Here is a 21,079-nt window from a genome sequence, read left to right as displayed (position 1 = left end):
TTTTATCCCCTTTTTATCAAATTACTAGTCTACCTATTCAATGAAAATATTATATTTGCAAGGTTTATGAACGTGAAGAGAAACACAAATTAAAAAAGTCATGAGTATAAAAGTTCGTTTGATTATTATGAACTTCCTGCAATTCTTTGTATGGGGGTCCTGGTTAATATCACTAGGTGGCTATATGGGAAGAGAACTTCATTTCGAAGGAGGACAGATCGGAGCCATTTTCGCTACTATGGGGATTGCCTCTTTGGTAATGCCGGGTATTATCGGTATCATTGCCGATAAATGGTTTAATGCAGAACGTTTATACGGGCTTTGCCATATCGCAGGAGCCGGATGCCTCTTCTACGCTTCTACTGCAACAGGATACGACCAGATGTATTGGGCTATGCTACTCAACCTGTTGGTATACATGCCCACGCTATCCCTCGCTAACACTGTATCGTACAATGCACTAGAACAATATAAATGTGACCTGATTAAAGACTTCCCTCCCATCCGTGTATGGGGAACGATCGGTTTTATCTGTGCCATGTGGGCAGTCGACCTTACCGGGTTTAAGAATTCAAGTGCACAGCTTTATGTAGGCGGTGCTTCCGCATTACTACTCGGGCTTTATTCTTTCACCCTTCCCGCTTGCCGACCGGCTAAATCAGAAAACAAATCATGGCTCTCCGCTTTCGGTCTGGATGCGCTGGTGTTATTCAAGAAAAAGAAGATGGCTATTTTCTTCCTTTTCTCTATGCTTTTAGGTGCGGCATTGCAGATTACAAATACTTACGGTGATCTTTTCTTAAGTAGCTTTGCCAGCATCCCCGAATATGCAGAATCATTCGGAGTGAAACATTCGGTAATCCTGCTGTCCATCTCGCAGATGTCGGAAACACTGTTTATTCTTGCCATACCTTTCTTCCTGCGTCATTTCGGAATCAAGCAAGTCATGTTAATCAGTATGTTTGCCTGGGTATTCCGGTTTGGGCTGTTCGGTTTTGGAGATCCGGGATCGGGACTATGGATGCTGATCCTTTCCATGATCGTTTATGGTATGGCCTTTGATTTCTTCAACATTTCCGGTTCATTGTTTGTTGAACAAGAAGCCAATTCTTCCATCCGTGCCAGTGCACAGGGGTTGTTCTTTATGATGACCAACGGACTGGGAGCCATCATTGGCGGATATGCCAGCGGTGCGGTAGTAGATGCATTCTCTGTGTATGCTGACGGCAGACTGGTGAGTCGCGAATGGATGGATATCTGGCTAATATTCGCAGCATACGCGCTGGTGATCGGCATCCTGTTTGCCTTGGTATTCAAGTACAAACACCAGCAGGAGAGTAAAACAAATTAAGTAAAAGAGAACGATGGACAAAAAGGTAGAATTACAAGTTATAAATATCACGAACAGCCAGGCGCAAGTAGGCGCATTTGCTATGCTATTAGGCGAAGTGGACGGTGAACGGCAACTGCCTATCATCATCGGTCCCGCGGAAGCCCAGGCTACCGCTTTATATCTGAAGGGAGTAAAGACACCCCGTCCATTGACACACGATCTGTTTACAACAAGCCTCACCATACTGGGAGCCAGTCTGATACGTGTGTTAATTTACAAAGCAAAGGATGGTATTTTTTACTCCTATATTTACCTTAAGAAAGACGAAGAGATTATACGTATTGACGCACGGACTTCAGACGCAATTGCCTTGGCAGTGCGTGCCGACTGTCCAATTCTTATTTATGAATCTATTCTTGAACAGGAATGCCTTCACATGTCGTCGGAAGAAAGAACCCATTCTGAAAAAACGGACAACGACGAAGAGACTGAAGAAGAACATGATTTGCCGGATGCTACTTCCATAACGCTTGAGGAAGCACTGGAGCAGGCTATCAAAGATGAGAATTATGAATTAGCCGCCCGGATACGTGACCAAATCAATTCAAGAAATAAAAACCAGTAAGTAACATTATGCACGTTTTTTATACTCCCGATATACAGAAAAGCAACGAACTTCCCGAAGAGGAAGCACAACATTGTACCCGCGTTCTGCGATTAGGTATCGGAGATGAAATCACTCTTACGGACGGTAAGGGGAACTTCTACAAAGCTGAAATTACTGTTGCGACCAACAAACGTTGTTTTGTAACGATCAAAGAAACGATTTTTCAGGAACCGTTATGGCCGTGCCATTTACACATTGCCATGGCACCGACGAAGAACATGGACCGTAACGAATGGTTTGCAGAGAAAGCTACCGAAATCGGATTTGACGAACTGACTTTCCTCAACTGCCGTTTCTCGGAACGTAAAGTCATCAAGACCGAACGGATTGAAAAAATTCTTGTATCAGCAATCAAACAATCTCTCAAGGCACGGTTGCCTAAATTGAATGAGATGATTGAGTTCGATCCGTTCATCAGACAAGAGTTCAAAGGACAGAAGTTTATCGCCCACTGTTATGAAGGTGAAAAACCTTTATTAAAGAATGTCCTGAAACCCGGAGAAGACGCCCTTGTCCTGATAGGTCCCGAAGGAGATTTCAGTGAAGAAGAAGTGAAGAAAGCCATCGAACAGGGATTTGTTCCGATCAGTTTGGGCAAATCACGACTCCGTACGGAAACAGCGGCACTGGTGGCCTGCCATACGCTGAACCTACAAAATCAATAATTCTGAATCAATGATTATACAACTTTTAAATAACATAAGTATGGCAAAGAAAACGATTTCACGACTCTCGGTACTGGCAGTACTGATTGTTTTTCTGGCAGCATGTTCCAAAACATCGGAGTATACCAATGTGATACCGGCTGACGCCTCGGTAGTTGCCTCTATCAACCTCAAATCCCTTGCAAATAAAGCGGGATTGGATGATAAAGAGAATGAAGCTGCGAAACAAAAAGTACTGGAAGCACTGAAAAGCGGAATGAATGCCGCTACCTTCCAACAACTGGAAAAGGTCATGAAGAATCCGGGTGAATCGGGAATCGATGTCGAATCTCCATTCTATGTATTCTCATCCTCTTCTTTCCCTTACCCTACTGTTGTAGGTAAAGTGAACAATGAGGACAATCTTCATGCTTCACTCGACGTGATGGCTAAAGAACAAATCTGCCAGCCGATAAGCGAAGCTGACGGCTACAGTTTTACAACAATGAATGGCGGCCTGCTCGCTTTCAACAATTCTACTGTATTGATAGTCAATGTAAGCGGAACCACTCAAACTGAAAAAGCCAAAGAAGCCATCACTAATCTGTTGAAACAGACGGCAGATAACAGCATTGTAAAATCAGGAGCTTTCCAAAAAATGGAAAAGCAGAAAAGCGATATCAACTTCCTTGCTTCTATGGAAGCTATCCCTGCAACCTATCGCAACCAGATAAGCATGGGGTTACCAACCGAGGTGAAAGCAGAGGACATCACTCTTGTAGGAGGACTGAATTTTGAGAAAGGCAAGATTGCCCTCAAAACAGAAAACTATACTGAAAACGAAGCCGTGAAAGCGCTTATAAAAAAACAAATGGAGTCATTTGGAAAAGCAAACAACACTTTCGTTAAATACTTCCCGTCTTCCACGCTGATGTTCTTCAATGTAGGTGTGAAAGGAGAAGGGCTTTATAATCTGTTGAGCGAGAATAAGGAATTCCGCAATACAGTATCTATTGCTAAAGCAGACGAAGTAAAAGAGTTGTTCGGCTCGTTCAATGGTGATATTTCTGCGGGATTAATCAACGTAACGATGAACAGTGCTCCTACTTTCATGATGTATGCGGATGTTAAGAATGGTAATGCCCTCGAAACAATTTATAAGAACAAGCAATCATTGGGACTGAAAAGAGGGGAAGATATCATTCAACTTGGCAAGGACGAATATGTCTACAAAACAAAAGGCATGAATATATTCTTCGGTATCAAGGATAAACAAATGTATGCTACCAATGATGAATTACTCTACAAGAACGTGGGCAAAGCTGCCGACAAATCGATAAAAGAAGCTCCTTACGCATCGGATATGAAGGGTAAAAACATCTTTGTAGCAATCAACGCTGAAGCAATACTGGACTTGCCTGTTGTTAAAATGGTAGCAGGTTTCGGAGGACAGGAAGTTAAAACATATATTGAGTTAGCCAATAAGGTTTCTTATCTGTCAATGAGTTCAGAAGGAGAAATCAGCGAGATCGACCTTTGCCTGAAAGACAAAGACGTCAACGCTCTCAAACAAATCGTAGACTTTGCCAAGCAATTTGCCGGCATGTAATTAATTTGTAAACAAACGGTATGAATAGTATTCACCTGCAGCAAACACTTCCCCAAGTGTTTGCTGACCGTAATTCGGTGACTTCGGATGTATGGCACCAGGATCTGATCTTCCGGAAAGAAGAAATGTATCTGATTGAAGCAGCTTCCGGCACCGGCAAATCTTCGTTGTGCAGCTATATCTATGGTTATCGCAACGACTACCAGGGGATTATTAATTTCGATGAAACCAATATCAAAGCATACTCCGTGAAGCAATGGGTCGACCTAAGAAAGCATTCACTAAGTATGCTTTTTCAAGATTTACGCATCTTCACCGAACTGACCGCTCTTGAAAATGTGCAATTGAAGAATAACCTTACCGGATGCAAAAAGAAAAAAGAAATCTTATCATTCTTCGAGCAACTGGGTATCGCAGATAAAATAAATGTGAAAGCCGGCAAACTATCTTTCGGACAGCAGCAACGTGTTGCCTTTATCCGGGCACTCTGCCAGCCGTTCGACTTTTTATTTCTGGATGAACCGATCAGCCATCTGGATGATGATAACAGCCGCATCATGGGTGAACTTATCATTGCCGAGGCAAAGACACAAGGAGCCGGTGTAATCGCAACCTCCATCGGTAAGCATATCGAGTTGCCTTACAACCATATACTTCAACTGTAACGAGTAATAAATAACAAAAAATGAGTGGAAAATAGTAAGTGAGAAAATCAGCCGTCTCCCTCCACTGCAACATTTCAAATCGTAAATCGTAAAATCATAAATAAAATGCCAACCCTTGTCTGGAAGCTCCTCCGCCAACATATCAGTATCGGTCAACTGGCCGGTTTCTTTTTAGCCAATCTATTCGGCATGATGATTGTATTGCTTAGTGTGCAGTTTTATAAAGATGTCATTCCGGTATTCACCGAGGGAGACAGCTTTATGAAAAAGGATTTCATCATAGCTACAAAGAAAATCAGCACACTCGGTTCTTTTGCAGGAAAGAGTAATACGTTCTCTGCCGAAGATATTGCGGATTTGAAGAAACAACCGTTTACCAAAACAATAGGGGCTTTCACTCCTTCTCAATTCAAAGTATCGGCAGGATTGGGCATGCAGGAAGCTGGTATTCATCTTTCCACGGATATGTTTTTTGAGTCTGTTCCTGATAAGTTTGTCGACATCAAACTCGACAAATGGCACTTCGACGAAAGCACGCATACCATCCCCATTATCATTCCCCGCAACTATCTGAACCTTTATAACTTCGGTTTTGCACAGAGCCGTAGTCTTCCCAAACTCTCGGAAGGATTGATGGGGCTGATTCAAATGGATATCATGATGCGTGGAAACGGACGGGTGGAACAGTACAAAGGAAACATTGTCGGCTTCTCCAATCGTCTGAATACGATTCTTGTTCCCCAGTCTTTTATGAAATGGGCGAATGAGAATTTCGCACCGAATGCAGAAGCGCAGCCGGCCCGGTTGATTATCGAAGTGAGCAATCCGGCGGATTCCGCTATCGCCAGCTATTTTCAAAAGAAAGGATATGAAACGGAAGACGGCAAACTGGATGCCGGAAAAACGACTTATTTCCTCCGTCTTATCGTAGGCATTGTATTGGGGGTAGGTTTATTTATCAGTATTCTTTCATTCTATATCCTGATGTTGAGCATTTTCTTGCTCTTGCAAAAAAATACGACTAAGTTGGAGAGTTTGTTATTAATCGGGTACAGTCCCAACAAGGTAGCATTGCCTTATCAGTTACTCACGGTAGGACTGAATGTTATCGTACTTGTATTATCCATCGGATTAGTCTCCTGGCTACGCAGTTATTACATAGATAGCATCCGATTATTGTTTCCACAACTGGAAACCGGGTCATTATGGGCAGCTATCAGTATGGGCATTCTTCTATTCATAGTCGTATCAGTAATCAACATACTGGCAGTAAAGAGAAAGGTACTTTCTATCTGGATGCATAAATCATAAAGCCATCATTCGTACAAAAGTTTGTAATATCATACACATTCTGTATTGTTTTGACGAATCTTTTTTTACGATCTTGAAATAAGTGGTATTTTTACGCAGTATTAAAGATATACTGTATGAAAAGCAAAACTACATTTTCCATCCATAGAGGTTTAATGGCTTTCTTTTTCGGAATGCTGCTTTGTGTTACCTCTTTATCTGCACAAAATGCACAAGACACAATTCTTGCGTATTTCAATCTGCTGGAGAAAGTTCCGCAAGAGAAACTGTATCTGCATTTGGATAAGCCTTTCTATGGAGCAGGAGAAAAAATCTGGTTCAAGGGCTATCTCGTAAATTCTGTCACTCATCAAGACAATACGCAAAGTAACTTCATCATTACGGAGCTTGTCAATCGTTCCGACTCTATCGTGGAACGCAAGAAGATTCGCAGAGATTCGTTAGGATTCCATAATGCTTTCGCCCTCCCTCCCACTCTCCCTGCGGGTGATTATTATTTGCGGGGATATAGCAACTGGATGCTTAACCAAGAACCGGAATTCTTTTATTCACGTAATCTGAAAATTGGTAATTCGATTGATAACACGATTGTTTCAACTATTGAGTATCAACAAGAAGACGAATCACATTATACAGCCAAGGTCAGATTTACCAGTAATACACAAGAGGCTTTCGGAAATACAACCATCCGCTATCGCACCATCGAAAACGGAAAGATAAAAGATAAAGGTAAAAGAAAGACAGACGAAAGTGGTTTGATTTCTATTTCTCTGCCGGATCTGAAGCCTATTGCCACACGCCAGATTGAAGTAGAATTTGACGATCCTCAATATATTTATAAGAGAACGTTCTATCTGCCTTCGTTTACAAAAGACTTTGACGTTAAGTTCTTCCCGGAAGGTGGAGCTCTCTTGACCGTTGCTCATCAAAACATAGCTTTCAAAGCTCAAGGATCAGATGGTTTTTCCACAGAAATAGAAGGATTTCTGTTCGATGCAAAAGGAGACACATTAACTGCTTTTCGCTCGGAGCATGATGGTATGGGAGTTTTCACCTTGAACCCGATTGCAGGGAACTCCTATTATGTGATTGCCAAGTCTAGTGACGGCATTACCAAACGATTCGATCTTCCGGCCGTAGAAGAAAAAGGAATCGCTCTTTCCATGACGCATTACAAAAAGGAAATACGCTACGAAATCCAAAAAACAGAAGCTACCCAGTGGCCCCAAAAGTTATTCTTGATTGCACACACTCGTGGAAAGCTGGCAATCTTGCAACCGGTCAGTGCCGACAGGACTTTTGGAAGAATGAATGACAGTTTATTCAACGCAGGTATCACCCATTTTATGTTAATCGACCAACAGGGAAACGCACTTAGCGAACGTTTAGTTTTCGTACCCGACCGGAATCCACATCAATGGCAAATCCTTGCGGATAAGCCTACATACGGAAAAAGAGAAAAGGTTTCCTTGCAAATTTCAGCAAAGGATGATAACGGAACTCCGGTAGAAGGTAGTTTCTCCGTCAGCATTACAGACAGAAGAAGTATCCAGCCGGACTCGCTTGCAGATAATATCTTATCGAATCTTTTACTAACTTCCGATTTGAAAGGATATGTAGAAAATCCGGGCTATTATGTTCTTCAGCAAGACCTGCGTACGCTTCGCACGATAGACTTCTTGATGATGACGCACGGATGGCGCAGGCATCATATCCGGAATGTATTGACTTCGCCTTCATTGAACCTCACCAACTATATGGAAAAAGGACAAACCATCAGCGGACGTATCAAGGGTTTCTTCGGCGGCAACGTCAAAAAAGGACCTATTTGTATTTTAGCTCCCAAACAGAACATCGTTGCCACTACTACCACAGATGATAAAGGAGAATTCATCGTCAATACATCATTCAAAGATAGCACAACTTTCCTCGTTCAGGCACGTACCAAAAGAGGATTCGCCGGAGTGGACATTGTGATCGATGCTCCCCAATATCCGGTAGCTTCTCCTAAATCTCCTTTTCATGATGGAACGTCAACCTCCTTTATGGAAGATTATTTACTAAATACCCGCGACCAGTATTATATGGAGGGTGGAATGAGAGTATACAACCTAAAAGAAGTAGTCGTTACAGGAAGCCGCAAGAAAGCCAGCTCGGAAAGTATTTATACAGGAGGCATCAACACCTACACTATCGAAGGAGACAGACTTGAAGGATTCGGCGCACAGACGGCCTTCGATGCAGTCAACAGGCTTCCGGGGGTCAGTGTGACTAACGGAAACGAAATACATATCCGCAACAATCCCGAACAACCCGTTATCGTCATTGATGATGTTGTCTATGAAGACGACAACGACATACTGACCATGATTCAAACCAGCGACATGTCCAGTTTGAGCCTTCTTCGTGGTGCTGATGCAGCAATTTTAGGTTCCCGCGGTTCGGCAGGCGCTATTGTCATTACCCTGAAAGACGGCAAGGATCTCCCGGCAAGACCGGCACAGGGCATTATTACATGTACTCCATTGGGATATAGCGATTCAGTAGAGTTCTATCAACCGACTTATGATACTCCCGAGAAAAAGAATGACCAACGTTCGGATTTACGAAGCACTATCTACTGGAATCCATCCTTACAACTGAATGCAGACGGAAAAGCAACTATAGAATATTATACTCCGGACAGCACTGCACCGGAAGATATCATCATAGAAGGCGTGGATAAAAACGGAAAGATATGCCGGACGATACAAACGATCAACAAAAAATAAATGAAACTGAATTTGAGATATGAATAGACTCATTATTGGTACAAAAAATGAACTAAATACAATCTATTCCGTACTCCCTGCAAACGATTTTTCATTTTCATTTCTCATATTCTCATTGTTTTTGGATAAACGGAAGATAATCAGATTAATATCTTATGAGAAATACTTTTTAAAACGGTATTTCTCATAAGTTTATCCGTATTTTAGCTCTAAATAGACCTTATTCTCATAGTGTTTCAAGGTATTTCTCATAGTGTAATGTGCCGGAAGCCGGCATTGAATAAATAGAACGATGTATTCCTTTTGCTTGTTTCCATATACAGTGCCTTAGTCCCATATATTGTGGGAAAAGATTCCCTACAATTTGGGAAAGGATTCCCTCATTTTGTGGGAAAGTTTTCCTTCAATATATGGGAATACTTTCCCACAATATATGGGACAATCGGAACTAATGAGCATCTTCAAGCAAAAAGCCACTATTTTATCTAAATAGTAGCTTCATTTCCTGATAAAAATAAGGTAAGTCGAAAGAAAAAAGGAAAGACGAATGGCTTTTGACTATGAGAAATACCCTGAAACGCTATGAGAATAAGGTCGATTTTGAGCCAAAATACGGGTAAACTTATGAGAAATGCCGTTTTAAAAAGTATTTCTCATAAAATATCTATCTGATTATCTTTCGTTTATCAAAAACAATGAGAATATGAGAAATGAAATGAAAAATTCTTTTTCAGTGCGTGGAGGTGGGAATTCATTTTGTACAAGAACGAAAACATAAAGAATCCTTCTCCCTCTCCTTATCTTGATAAAAAAGTGATTGAATATCAAACAGGTTAAAATTATTTCGTAATTTTGCAGATATAAAAGAATGAAGCTATGCCGGACTATGATTTAATCGCCATACTCGGACCTACAGCCTCGGGTAAAACTCCCTTTGCCGCGGCCTTGGCCTATGAACTCAATACAGAAATTATCAGTGCCGACTCTCGTCAGATATACAGAGGGATGGATCTCGGTACGGGAAAAGACTTGGCAGACTATACAGTAAACGGACGTACAATCCCCTACCACTTAATCGATATTGCAGATCCCGGATATAAATATAATGTATTCGAATATCAACGCGATTTCCTGATTTCTTACGAATCAATCAAACAAAAAGGCTGTCTCCCCGTTTTATGTGGAGGGACAGGCATGTATCTGGAATCCGTATTGAAAGGATATAAGCTGATGCCCGTGCCGGAAAACCCTGAATTACGTATTCGTTTGGCAAATCATTCGCTCGAAGAGTTGACGGAAATATTAGGCCGGTACAAAACATTACACAATTCTACCGACGTAGATACCGTGAAACGTGCTATCCGTGCGATAGAGATTGAAGAATATTATGCTGCCCATCCGGTTCCCGAACGGGAGTTTCCTGAATTGAACAGCCTCATTATCGGAGTGGATATTGACCGGGAACTGCGTCGTGAAAAGATCACCCGCCGATTGAAACAACGGTTGGACGAAGGAATGGTAGATGAAGTGCGGCAATTGATCGAGCAAGGAATTGCGCCGGATGATTTAATCTATTATGGGTTGGAATATAAATACCTGACATTGTATGTTATTGGAAAACTAACCTATGAAGAGATGTTCAACGGTCTGGAAATTGCGATCCATCAGTTTGCCAAACGACAAATGACCTGGTTTCGCGGCATGGAAAGAAGAGGATTTACCATCCATTGGATGAATGCGGAGCTGCCGATGGAAGAAAAGATAGCTTTTGTAAAAGAGAAACTGGAAGGGATTTAGTATCTTTGTCAGTTATATAGTGTGATTTTTAATACACAATAGGATAGATATACGAATATGAGTGTAGAACCAAAAAAATGGGGAGTGATTTACAACCCGAAAGCTGGTACCCGAAAGGTAAAAAAGCGCTGGAAAGAAATTAAGGAGTACATGGACAGCAAAGGCGTAGACTATGACTATGTACAATCCGAGGGTTTCGGTTCGGTGGAACGTCTTGCCAAGATTTTAGCCAACAATGGTTATCGCACGATTGTCATTGTGGGCGGTGATGGGGCATTAAATGATGCCATCAACGGCATTATGCTATCCGATGCCGAAGATAAAGAAAACATCGCTCTCGGCATGATTCCCAATGGTATCGGAAACGACTTCGCCAAATATTGGGGGCTTAGTACCGAATATAAACCGGCTGTCGACTGTATCATCAATCACCGGCTGAAGAAAATAGATGTGGGGTACTGCAATTTCTACGATGGAAAAGAACACCAACGCCGCTACTTCCTCAATGCTGTTAATATCGGACTGGGGGCACGAATCGTTAAAATCACCGATCAGACCAAACGCTTCTGGGGGGTGAAATTCCTTTCCTACGTGGCCGCCCTGTTTTCTCTTATATTTGAACGGAAACTCTATCGGATGCACCTCCGCATCAACGACGAGCATATCCGCGGACGCATCATGACCGTATGCATAGGCAGTGCCTGGGGATGGGGACAGACGCCTAGCGCCGTTCCTTATAACGGATGGCTGGATGTCTCCGTTATCTACCGCCCGGAATTCCTGCAAATCATTTCCGGACTATGGATGCTGATTCAGGGAAGAATCCTGAATCATAAGGTAGTGAAAAGCTACCGGACGAAGAAAGTAAAAGTACTCCGGGCACAAAACGCCGCTGTGGATTTGGACGGGCGGTTGTTGCCCAGACATTTCCCGCTGGAAGTAGGGGTGCTTTCGGAAAAAACAACACTTATTATTCCAAATTGATAAATTCAGGCACGGATTACGCGGATTACACGTTTTTTAGTAAATCTACATCTGCAAAAGCCGTATAGTTCGCGTAATCCGTGCCAGAAACATAAACTTATAATTAGATTAAGAAAAATGATAGAACTTAAGAACAATCCTGCCGGTAACTTCTTTCTGTTGGCAGGTCCATGCGTTATAGAAGGTGAAGAGATGGCAATGCGCATTGCCGAACGAGTAGTAAAAATCACCGAAGCTCTACAAATTCCATACGTATTCAAAGGCTCTTACCGCAAGGCTAACCGCTCACGTCTGGATTCGTTTACAGGTATCGGTGACGAAAAAGCACTCAAAGTATTAAGAAAGGTACATGAAACTTTCGGAGTTCCGACTGTGACAGATATTCACAGTGCAGATGAAGCAGCTATGGCAGCCGAATATGTAGATGTACTTCAGATCCCGGCTTTCCTTTGCCGCCAGACCGATTTATTGGTTGCAGCAGCGAAAACCGGAAAAACAATTAACATCAAAAAAGGACAGTTCCTTTCTCCGCTGGCAATGCAGTTTGCTGCCGATAAAGTGGTGGAAGCAGGAAATAAAAATGTGATGCTTACCGAACGCGGAACGACTTTCGGTTATCAGGATCTTGTTGTAGACTATCGCGGCATCCCTGAAATGCAATCATTCGGTTATCCGGTTATTCTGGATGTCACCCATTCCCTGCAGCAGCCCAACCAGACCAGTGGAGTAACCGGTGGAATGCCGCAACTGATAGAGACTGTAGCTAAAGCAGGTATCGCTGTGGGTGCTGACGGAATATTCATTGAGACACATGAGAATCCTGCAGTAGCTAAAAGTGACGGTGCCAATATGCTAAAGTTAGACCTCCTGGAAGGGCTGTTAACGAAGTTAGTCAGGATACGGGAAGCTATAAAATAACTCTTTTCCCTGTCTATTTGTGATTTACAACCAAACACGACGACAAATAACAAAGAAATATTTATTTAAACTAAATAGAACATGAAACATTTATTACGTGGATTATTTATTGCAGTCCTTTTTATATGCTGCAATTTCCAGCTCGTACTTGCACAACCCATGCAAGAACTGCCTGTGGACAAAAACGTCCGCATCGGTAAACTGGACAACGGGCTTACCTATTACATTCGACACAATGCACTTCCTGAAAAACGAGTAGAATTCTACATCGCACAGAAAGTAGGTTCTATCCTTGAGGAACCGCAACAACGTGGTTTGGCTCACTTCCTGGAGCACATGGCTTTCAATGGAACCAAAAACTTCCCGGGTGATGAAACCGGACTCGGTATCGTGCCTTGGTGTGAAACAAAAGGTATCAAGTTCGGAACGAACCTGAATGCATATACCAGTGTCGACCAAACGGTATATAATATCAGCAACGTACCAACTGAAAATATCAATGTAGTAGACTCTTGCCTGCTTATCCTTCATGACTGGTCGAGCGCTATCGATCTTGCTGACAAGGAAATAGACAAAGAACGTGGCGTAATCCGTGAAGAATGGAGAAGCCGCAACAGCGGTATGCTTCGTATCATGACTGATGCACAGTCTACGATGTATCCGGATTCTAAATATTCAGACTGTATGCCTATCGGAAGCATTGACGTTATCAACAACTTCCCGTATCAGGATATCCGCGATTATTACGCCAAATGGTATCGTCCGGACCTGCAAGGTATCGTTATTGTAGGTGACATCAACGTAGATGAAATTGAAGCCAAACTTAAAAAAGTATTCGCAGACGTAAAAGCTCCGGTAAATCCGGCCGAACGTATCTACTATCCGGTAGCAGACAATCAGGAACCGCTTATCTATATCGGAACTGACAAAGAAGTGAAAAATCCTTCTGTCAACATCTTCTTCAAACAAGATGCTACCCCGGATTCTTTGAAGAATACCATCGCTTATTACGCAACGAACTACATGGTCAGCATGGCTATGAATATGCTGAACAACCGTTTGAACGAACTTCGCCAGACTGCTAATCCTCCTTTCACAAGTGCCGGTGCAGAATATGGAGAATATTTCCTTGCCAAAACTAAAGAAGCATTCAGTATCAGCGCAAGCAGCAAAATCGACGGAATCGATTTAGCTACGAAGACTATCCTGGAAGAAGCAGAACGCGCACGCCGCTTCGGATTTACGCCAACAGAATATGACCGCGCACGCGCCAACTATCTGCAAGCCGTAGAATCTGCTTACAACGAACGCGAAAAAACCAAAAGCGGCTCTTATGTGAACGAATACGTTAACAACTTCCTTGATAAAGAACCGATTCCGGGAATCGAAGTTGAATATACGCTCCTGAACAAACTGGCTCCGAATATTCCGGTAGAAGCTGTTAACCAGATCATGCAACAACTGATTACTGATAATAACCAGGTAGTTCTGTTGGCCGGTCCGGAAAAAGAAGGAGTGAAATATCCTACCAAAGAAGAGATTGCCGCTCTGCTGAAACAAATGAAGTCATTTGACTTGAAGCCTTATGAAGACAAAGTCTCTAACGAACCGCTGATCTCGGAAGAACTGAAAGGTGGCAAAATTGTTTCTGAAAAAGCCGGAGACATTTATGGTACGACTAAGTTAGTGCTTTCCAACGGTGTAACTGTATATGTGAAGCCTACTGATTTCAAAGCTGACCAAATTGTTATGAAAGGGGTAAGTTTCGGTGGTACGAGCATATTCCCGAACGAAGAGATCATCAATATTGCTCAATTAAACGGAGTAGCCCTGGTGGGTGGTATCGGTAATTTCAGCAAGGTTGACTTGGGCAAAGCTCTTGCCGGTAAACGTGCAAACGTGGCTGCCGGTATCGGTAATACAACAGAAACGGTTTCCGGTAGCTGTGCACCGAAAGATTTTGAGACAATGATGCAACTCACTTATCTGACTTTCACTTCTCCACGCAAGGACAATGAAGCATTCGAATCTTACAAGAATCGTTTGAAAGCCGAACTTCAAAATGCGGATGCCAACCCGATGACTGCTTTCAGTGACACTATTACAAGTGTATTATATGGTCATCATCCACGTGCTATCCGAATGAAAGAATATATGGTAGACCAGATCAACTACGACCGTATTCTCGAAATGTACAAAGACCGCTACAAAGACGCAAGCGACTTTACTTTCTACTTGGTAGGAAATGTAGACTTGGCAACGATGAAACCATTGATCGCCAAATATCTGGGTAGTCTGCCATCTATCAACCGTAAAGAGACTTTCAAGGACAATCACATGGATATCCGCAAAGGACAGATCAAGAATGAATTCGCAAAGGCACAAGAAACGCCGATGGCTACCATCATGTTCCTTTATAGTGGTAGTTGCAAATACGACTTACGCAACAACGTCCTGCTTAGCTTCTTAGATCAGGCTCTGGATTTGGTTTACACAGCAGAAATCCGTGAAAAAGAAGGTGGTACATACGGCGTAAGCTGTAACGGAAGCCTGGGTAAATATCCGAAAGAAGAATTGGTTCTTCAAATCGTATTCCAGACTGATCCTGCCAAGAAAGACCACCTTTCTGCTATCGTTGTGGAACAACTCCACAAAATGGCCAAAGAAGGTCCGTCTGCCGAACACATGCAGAAGATCAGAGAATATATGCTGAAGAAGTATAAAGACGCCCAAAAAGAAAATGGCTACTGGCTCAATAACATGGACGAATACTTCTACACCGGTATCGATAATACAAAAGACTATGAAAAGTTGGTCAACAGCATCACTGCTAAAGAAGTACAAGACTTCCTTGCCAAGTTGCTGAAACAGAACAACGAAATTCAAGTCATTATGACTGTACCGGAAGAAAACAAATAAATATTTCTCTAGTATATCTACTGAATGATGATATTCAACGAATTACGTAAACATGGAAGGCTCGCCGCCAAACGGCATCCGATGTATGAAAAGAACAAAGTTGCTAAAATACTCGGTTATGTCATGGGCGCATTTTGGGCCGGTTACCTGATATTCTTCGGTACGACATTCGCGTTCGGTTTTTCAGATATGGTTCCCAACCGGGAACCATATCATGTAATGAACGCAGTGGTTCTGATCTTTATCCTGGCACTGGACTTCCTGTTGCGTGTTCCGTTACAAAAAACACCGACACAGGAGGTAAAACCTTACCTCCTGTTGCCGGTTAAACGAATTCGTGTCATCGACTTTTTACTGATCCGCTCGGGACTAAGTCTGTTCAACCTGTTCTGGTTGTTTCTATTTGTCCCTTTTTCCTTCATCACTATTACCAAGTTTTTCGGTATCTCCGGTGTTATCACCTATCTTATCGGTATCCTGCTATTAATTATTGCCAACAATTACTGGTACTTGCTTTGCCGCACTCTTATCAACGAACGTATTTGGTGGATTCTATTACCTATCGCTTTCTACGGTGGAATAGGCTGCCTTCTTTTTATTCCCGAAGATAGTCCCCTCTTCTATTTTTTCATGGATCTGGGAGACGGATATATACAGGGAAACATTTTCTATTTTCTCGGCACCATACTTGTAATTGTGCTTTTATGGCTGATTAACCGCAAAATCATGTCCGGGCTTATTTATGCAGAGCTAGCCAAAGTGGATGATACCCAAATAAAACACGTCTCCGAATATAAATTCTTCGAACGTTACGGAGAAGTGGGCGAATATATGCGGCTGGAACTGAAAATGCTCTTACGCAACCGCCGCTGCAAAGGTGCACTACGCAATATCTCTATCGTAATTGTAGCTTTCTCCGTTGCACTTAGCTTTTCCAGTGTCTATGACGGTAATTTCATGACCTCTTTTATTTGTGTGTATAACTTTGCCGTATTCGGAATGATTATCCTTTCACAGATTATGTCATTTGAAGGCAACTACATTGATGGTCTGATGTCTCGCAAAGAATCGATTATGAGTTTGCTGAAAGCTAAATATTACACATATAGTATTGGTGAGATTATACCTTTCATACTGATGATCCCCGCTATCATCATGAACAAACTGACCTTACTGGGTGCTTTTGCCTGGTTTTTCTATACCATTGGCTTTATCTATTTCTGCTTCTTCCAACTGGCTGTTTACAACAAACAGACAGTACCTCTGAACGAAAAAGTGACAAGCCGACAAAACAATAGCGCCATACAGATGTTGGTCAATTTCGGTGCTTTCGGCGTACCGCTTATCTTATACAGCCTGTTAAATGCACTTTGGGGAGAAACAATCACTTACACAATCCTGTTAGTGATTGGTCTCGGATTTACCCTGACCTCTCCTTTATGGATAAAAAATGTATATCATCGCTTCATGAAACGGCGGTACGAAAATATGGAAGGCTTCAGAGACAGCCGCCAATAAACGTTCATGAATCATTAACTATATAAACATTGAAGATCATGATTACCATTGATAAACTTAAAAAGAATTTCGGTGAAAAGGTTGCCGTAGACATAGAACATTACGAAATCAATCAAGGCGACATGCTCGGATTGGTGGGTAACAACGGTGCCGGTAAAACAACTCTTTTCCGATTGATGTTGGATCTGCTGAAAGCAGACGATGGAAAAGTGATTATAAATGATATTGATGTCAGCCAGAGTGAAGACTGGAAAAGCATTACCGGTGCTTTCATCGACGATGGCTTCCTGATCGATTATCTCACTCCGGAAGAATATTTCTATTTCATCGGGAAAATGTATGGGCTCAAGAAAGAAGAAGTAGACGAACGACTTGTCCCTTTCGAACGCTTTATGAGCGGAGAAGTAATCGGACACAAAAAATTAATTCGCAACTACTCTGCCGGTAACAAGCAAAAGATCGGGATAATCTCCGCCATGCTTCATTATCCGCAATTATTAATCTTGGATGAACCGTTCAATTTCCTTGATCCAAGTTCGCAGTCTATCATTAAACATCTGCTTAAGAAATACAACGAGGAGCATCAGGCTACGGTTATCATATCCAGTCACAACCTCAATCATACCGTAGATGTATGTCCACGGATCGCTTTACTGGAACACGGGGTCATCATCCGGGATATTATCAACGAAGATAACTCCGCAGAAAAAGAACTGGAGGATTATTTTAATGTAGCAGAAGAGTGAGGGAGATTTATGAGTTATGAGTTGTGATTTATGATTTATGATTGACGGGGTTGATAATTAATGATTGAGATACAGTTGATGAAGGCAAAATTAAGATTTATCTATCTATTAGTTGGGCTGGCTGCTATATTTAGTTCCTGTCGCACTTCCGCTCCCCGGCTGGACTATCAAGCATTGGCACGAGCTTCTATTTTATTAGGTGTAGATGTCAATCTGGAAGATAATCATAAGCTCTATCTCGAAGCAGCCGACTGGATAGGGGTTCCTTATCGTGGCGGGGGTGATTCTAAACGAGGAACAGATTGTTCGGGGCTGGTTTATCAAGTGTATCGAAAGGTATACCGCACCCAAGTGCCACGCAATACAGAGGACTTGAAAAAAGAAAGTAATAAGGTCGCTAAGCGAAACCTTCGGGAAGGAGACTTGGTATTCTTTACCAGTAGCCGTTCAAAAAAGAAAGTAGCTCATGTAGGTATTTATCTGAAAAACGGAAAGTTCATTCATTCCAGTACCAGTAAAGGAGTGATCGTCAGCAACTTGAACGAGAGTTATTATACCAAACACTGGATAAGCGGAGGCAGGATACGTTAATTATCAACTTCTAATGATATAAAATTATGAAATCATTCATCGGAGCAGTTATATTTATCTGTGTGGCATTCAGTGCCAATGCACAACTTTTATGGAAAGTGTCCGGTAACGGACTAACTCAACCGTCCTACATCATAGGCACTCATCACCTGGCACCATTCAGCATCATGGACAGCATTGCCGGACTTCAAAAAGCGATGAATGAAACGCAACAGGTGTATGGAGAACTGAAAATGTCGGAAATGCAGTCGCCCGCCACCATGGGAAAGATGCAAAAAGCAATGATGATTGATAGTGATACCACACTGACCTCCCTCCTTTCTCCGGAAGACTTTGAGACTGCTAACAAATTCTGCAAAGAAAACCTGATGGTAGACTTAAATATGGCTTCAAAACTAAAACCTGCCTTCCTGTTGAATAATGTAGTGGTAATGGCTTACATAAAACACGTAGGAAAGTTCAACCCGCAAGAGCAACTCGACACGTTCTTTCAAAGCCAAGCCGCCCAAAACGGAAAAAAGGTGGACGGTCTGGAAACTGCCGAATTCCAATTCAACCTGCTTTTCAACGGTAGTTCACTACAACGACAAGCACAGCTACTCATGTGCACTCTTAATAATATAGAAGCAGAAGTAGAAAACCTGAAAAAGCTCACGAACGCTTACATGAAACAGGATTTGAACACTATGTTCAAAATCAGCGAAGAGCGCAAAGGCAATCAATGCGACGCACTTCCCAGCGAAGAAGATGCCCTAATTTACAACCGTAATAAAATATGGGCTGAAAAATTACCGGCTATCATGAAAGCCGCTCCGACTTTTGTTGCGGTAGGCGCCCTGCACCTTCCCGGGGAAAAAGGATTATTAAAGTTACTAAAAAGCCAAGGATACACAGTAGAACCTGTGAAATAAGAAAAGTATTTAGTACTTTTGCGGAAAAGTTTTCTCCAATGAACTACAAAACCTATTTATTCGATTTCGACTACACATTAGCCGATTCGTCGCGTGGTATCGTTAAATGTTTCAGAATTGTGCTCACCCGGCACCAGTATTTAACCGTTACCGATGAAGCTATCAAGCGCACGATCGGCAAAACACTGGAAGAATCATTCAGTATCCTTACCGGAATTACCGACCCGGAACAGTTAGAATCTTTCCGGCAGGAATACAGACTGGAAGCTGATGTACACATGAATGTAAATACCCGTCTTTTTCCTGATACATTATCTACACTGAAAGAATTAAAGAAACGGGGTGCCCGCGTCGGAATTATCTCTACCAAGTATCGCTTCCGGATATTGAGTTATCTGGAAGAATATCTGCCAAAGGATTTTCTCGATATAGTTGTGGGAGGAGAAGATGTAAAAGCACCGAAACCTTCACCGGAAGGGGTACTATTTGCTTTGGAACATTTGGGAAGTACACCCGAAGAAACTTTGTATATCGGAGATAGCACGGTAGATGCTGAAACGGCCCGAAATGCAGAAGTAGATTTTGCCGGCGTATTGAACGGAATGACAACAGCCGAAGAACTCCGTGACTATCCACACAAAATCATTATGCAGAATTTGGGAGAGTTGGTCCAATAGACTGCAATGAGAGTTAAAATGCTCATTTATTTGCTGTAATCATTTTATCTCCTACAAAAAATAAAAGAAATATTTGTCGGGAACGAATAAAAATAGTACTTTTGTGCCCGATTATTCCGCAACGGGTTCGATAAAGAGCTCTTTAAGTGATTAAAGACCACCCGCCGGAGCTAACTTATACATTATATATAAGATGTACGCAATTGTAGAAATTAACGGTCAGCAGTTTAAAGCAGAAGCTGGTCAAAAGTTGTTCGTTCACCACATCGAAGGTGCAGAAAACGGTTCAACAGTAGAATTTGAAAAAGTTCTTTTGGTAGACAAAGACGGAAACGTTACAGTAGGTGCTCCTACCGTAGAAGGTGCTAAAGTTGTTTGCCAGGTTGTTTCAAACTTGGTTAAAGGCGACAAAGTTCTTGTTTTCCACAAGAAAAGAAGAAAAGGACACAGAAAACTGAACGGTCACCGTCAACAGTTCACTGAATTAACAATTACAGAAGTAGTAGCTTAATCAATTAAAAAGTAAGAAGAAATGGCACATAAGAAAGGTGTCGGTAGTTCTAAGAACGGCCGCGAATCACAGAGCAAGAGATTAGGCGTTAAGATATTTGGTGGCGAAGCTTGCAAAGCAGGTAACATCATCGTTCGTCAAAGAGGTACTGAATTCCACCCGGGTGAAAACATCGGAATGGGTAAAGACCACACTCTTTTCGCTTTAGTAGACGGAACAGTTAATTTCAAAGTAGGTAAAGAAGATAGAAGATATGTTTCTATCGTTCCTGCAACAGAAGCATAATTATCCGGACTGAAAATAGTTAAGACAAGGAGATGCAATCCACAAGATTGTATCTCCTTTCTTTTTATATCCAATTCACTTCATAGCCCAGCTTCTATATAAAACACCCATCATTAAAATACGTTTATATACAAACAGACATCATAGGTTTATATACAACACACAATAGTATTATTTCTATATATATTATTTCTATATATATTATGATAGTATATATTGCTT

The 21,079-nt window shown here is 42.0% G+C and carries 18 protein-coding genes; all 18 read left to right on the top strand.

All coding sequences use genetic code 11. The features are described 5' to 3' along the window. The first annotated feature begins 100 nt into the window (after positions 1 to 100). The 18 genes from KFO40_RS18830 (at position 101) to rpmA (ending at position 20,857) form a co-directional block, all read left to right on the top strand. On the top strand, positions 101 to 1,351 hold the full coding sequence (locus KFO40_RS18830; RefSeq protein WP_008020916.1) for a nucleoside permease: 1,251 nt from the start codon (positions 101 to 103) through the stop codon (positions 1,349 to 1,351). A gap of 13 nt (positions 1,352 to 1,364) precedes the next feature. After that, complete coding sequence (locus KFO40_RS18825; RefSeq protein WP_009039690.1) at positions 1,365 to 1,958, top strand: bifunctional nuclease family protein; 594 nt, start codon at positions 1,365 to 1,367, stop codon at positions 1,956 to 1,958. 8 nt (positions 1,959 to 1,966) lie between these two features. Continuing rightward, the gene (locus tag KFO40_RS18820; protein ID WP_004315426.1) at positions 1,967 to 2,665 is read left to right on the top strand and encodes a 16S rRNA (uracil(1498)-N(3))-methyltransferase; all 699 of its coding nucleotides are present in this window, start codon (positions 1,967 to 1,969) and stop codon (positions 2,663 to 2,665) included. Positions 2,666 to 2,705: 40 nt separating this feature from the next. Further along, positions 2,706 to 4,253, top strand: coding sequence for a DUF4836 family protein (locus KFO40_RS18815; protein ID WP_178287160.1), 1,548 nt, complete (start codon positions 2,706 to 2,708; stop codon positions 4,251 to 4,253). Between the two features lie 20 nt (positions 4,254 to 4,273). Then, positions 4,274 to 4,918 (top strand): ATP-binding cassette domain-containing protein, encoded by a 645-nt coding sequence (locus KFO40_RS18810; protein WP_009039688.1) that lies wholly within the window; start codon positions 4,274 to 4,276, stop codon positions 4,916 to 4,918. Positions 4,919 to 5,023: 105 nt separating this feature from the next. Beyond that, positions 5,024 to 6,229 (top strand): ABC transporter permease, encoded by a 1,206-nt coding sequence (locus tag KFO40_RS18805; protein ID WP_178287162.1) that lies wholly within the window; start codon positions 5,024 to 5,026, stop codon positions 6,227 to 6,229. Between the two features lie 116 nt (positions 6,230 to 6,345). Then, positions 6,346 to 9,000, top strand: a complete 2,655-nt coding sequence (locus tag KFO40_RS18800) for a TonB-dependent receptor plug domain-containing protein (RefSeq protein WP_211146700.1) — start codon at positions 6,346 to 6,348, stop codon at positions 8,998 to 9,000. Positions 9,001 to 9,876: 876 nt separating this feature from the next. Beyond that, positions 9,877 to 10,797 carry a tRNA (adenosine(37)-N6)-dimethylallyltransferase MiaA gene (gene miaA / locus KFO40_RS18795; protein WP_008020907.1) on the top strand — a complete coding sequence of 307 codons (921 nt, stop codon included), beginning with the start codon at positions 9,877 to 9,879 and terminating at the stop codon, positions 10,795 to 10,797. Between the two features lie 57 nt (positions 10,798 to 10,854). After that, entirely contained in the window at positions 10,855 to 11,781 is a 927-nt protein-coding gene (locus KFO40_RS18790) for a diacylglycerol/lipid kinase family protein (protein WP_004316677.1), read from the top strand. Positions 11,782 to 11,898: 117 nt separating this feature from the next. Then, positions 11,899 to 12,699, top strand: a complete 801-nt coding sequence (kdsA, locus tag KFO40_RS18785; protein ID WP_004316678.1) for a 3-deoxy-8-phosphooctulonate synthase — start codon at positions 11,899 to 11,901, stop codon at positions 12,697 to 12,699. An 81-nt stretch (positions 12,700 to 12,780) separates the two neighbouring features. Next, positions 12,781 to 15,618, top strand: a complete 2,838-nt coding sequence (locus tag KFO40_RS18780; protein ID WP_211146699.1) for a M16 family metallopeptidase — start codon at positions 12,781 to 12,783, stop codon at positions 15,616 to 15,618. A gap of 24 nt (positions 15,619 to 15,642) precedes the next feature. After that, entirely contained in the window at positions 15,643 to 17,136 is a 1,494-nt protein-coding gene (locus KFO40_RS18775) for a DUF5687 family protein (RefSeq protein WP_211146698.1), read from the top strand. A 38-nt stretch (positions 17,137 to 17,174) separates the two neighbouring features. Then, complete coding sequence (locus KFO40_RS18770) at positions 17,175 to 17,882, top strand: ABC transporter ATP-binding protein (protein ID WP_008645654.1); 708 nt, start codon at positions 17,175 to 17,177, stop codon at positions 17,880 to 17,882. Positions 17,883 to 17,942: 60 nt separating this feature from the next. Further along, positions 17,943 to 18,473: a C40 family peptidase gene (locus KFO40_RS18765; protein ID WP_008020893.1), complete on the top strand. Its 531-nt coding sequence runs from the start codon at positions 17,943 to 17,945 to the stop codon at positions 18,471 to 18,473. Positions 18,474 to 18,499: 26 nt separating this feature from the next. Continuing rightward, positions 18,500 to 19,384: a TraB/GumN family protein gene (locus KFO40_RS18760; RefSeq protein ID WP_008645653.1), complete on the top strand. Its 885-nt coding sequence runs from the start codon at positions 18,500 to 18,502 to the stop codon at positions 19,382 to 19,384. A 38-nt stretch (positions 19,385 to 19,422) separates the two neighbouring features. Further along, entirely contained in the window at positions 19,423 to 20,061 is a 639-nt protein-coding gene (locus KFO40_RS18755) for an HAD-IA family hydrolase (protein WP_074910202.1), read from the top strand. 193 nt (positions 20,062 to 20,254) lie between these two features. Beyond that, positions 20,255 to 20,572, top strand: coding sequence for a 50S ribosomal protein L21 (gene rplU / locus KFO40_RS18750; RefSeq protein ID WP_004316691.1), 318 nt, complete (start codon positions 20,255 to 20,257; stop codon positions 20,570 to 20,572). Between the two features lie 21 nt (positions 20,573 to 20,593). After that, positions 20,594 to 20,857, top strand: a complete 264-nt coding sequence (gene rpmA, locus KFO40_RS18745; protein WP_004316697.1) for a 50S ribosomal protein L27 — start codon at positions 20,594 to 20,596, stop codon at positions 20,855 to 20,857. Positions 20,858 to 21,079: the final 222 nt, after the last annotated feature.

The sequence above is a fragment of the Bacteroides sp. 1001302B_160321_D4 genome (assembly GCF_015667765.1).
Taxonomy (GTDB): Bacteria; Bacteroidota; Bacteroidia; order Bacteroidales; family Bacteroidaceae; genus Bacteroides; species Bacteroides xylanisolvens.
The sequence above is the reverse complement of the archived record's forward strand: the minus strand, read 5'-3'. Positions and strand labels throughout refer to the sequence as shown.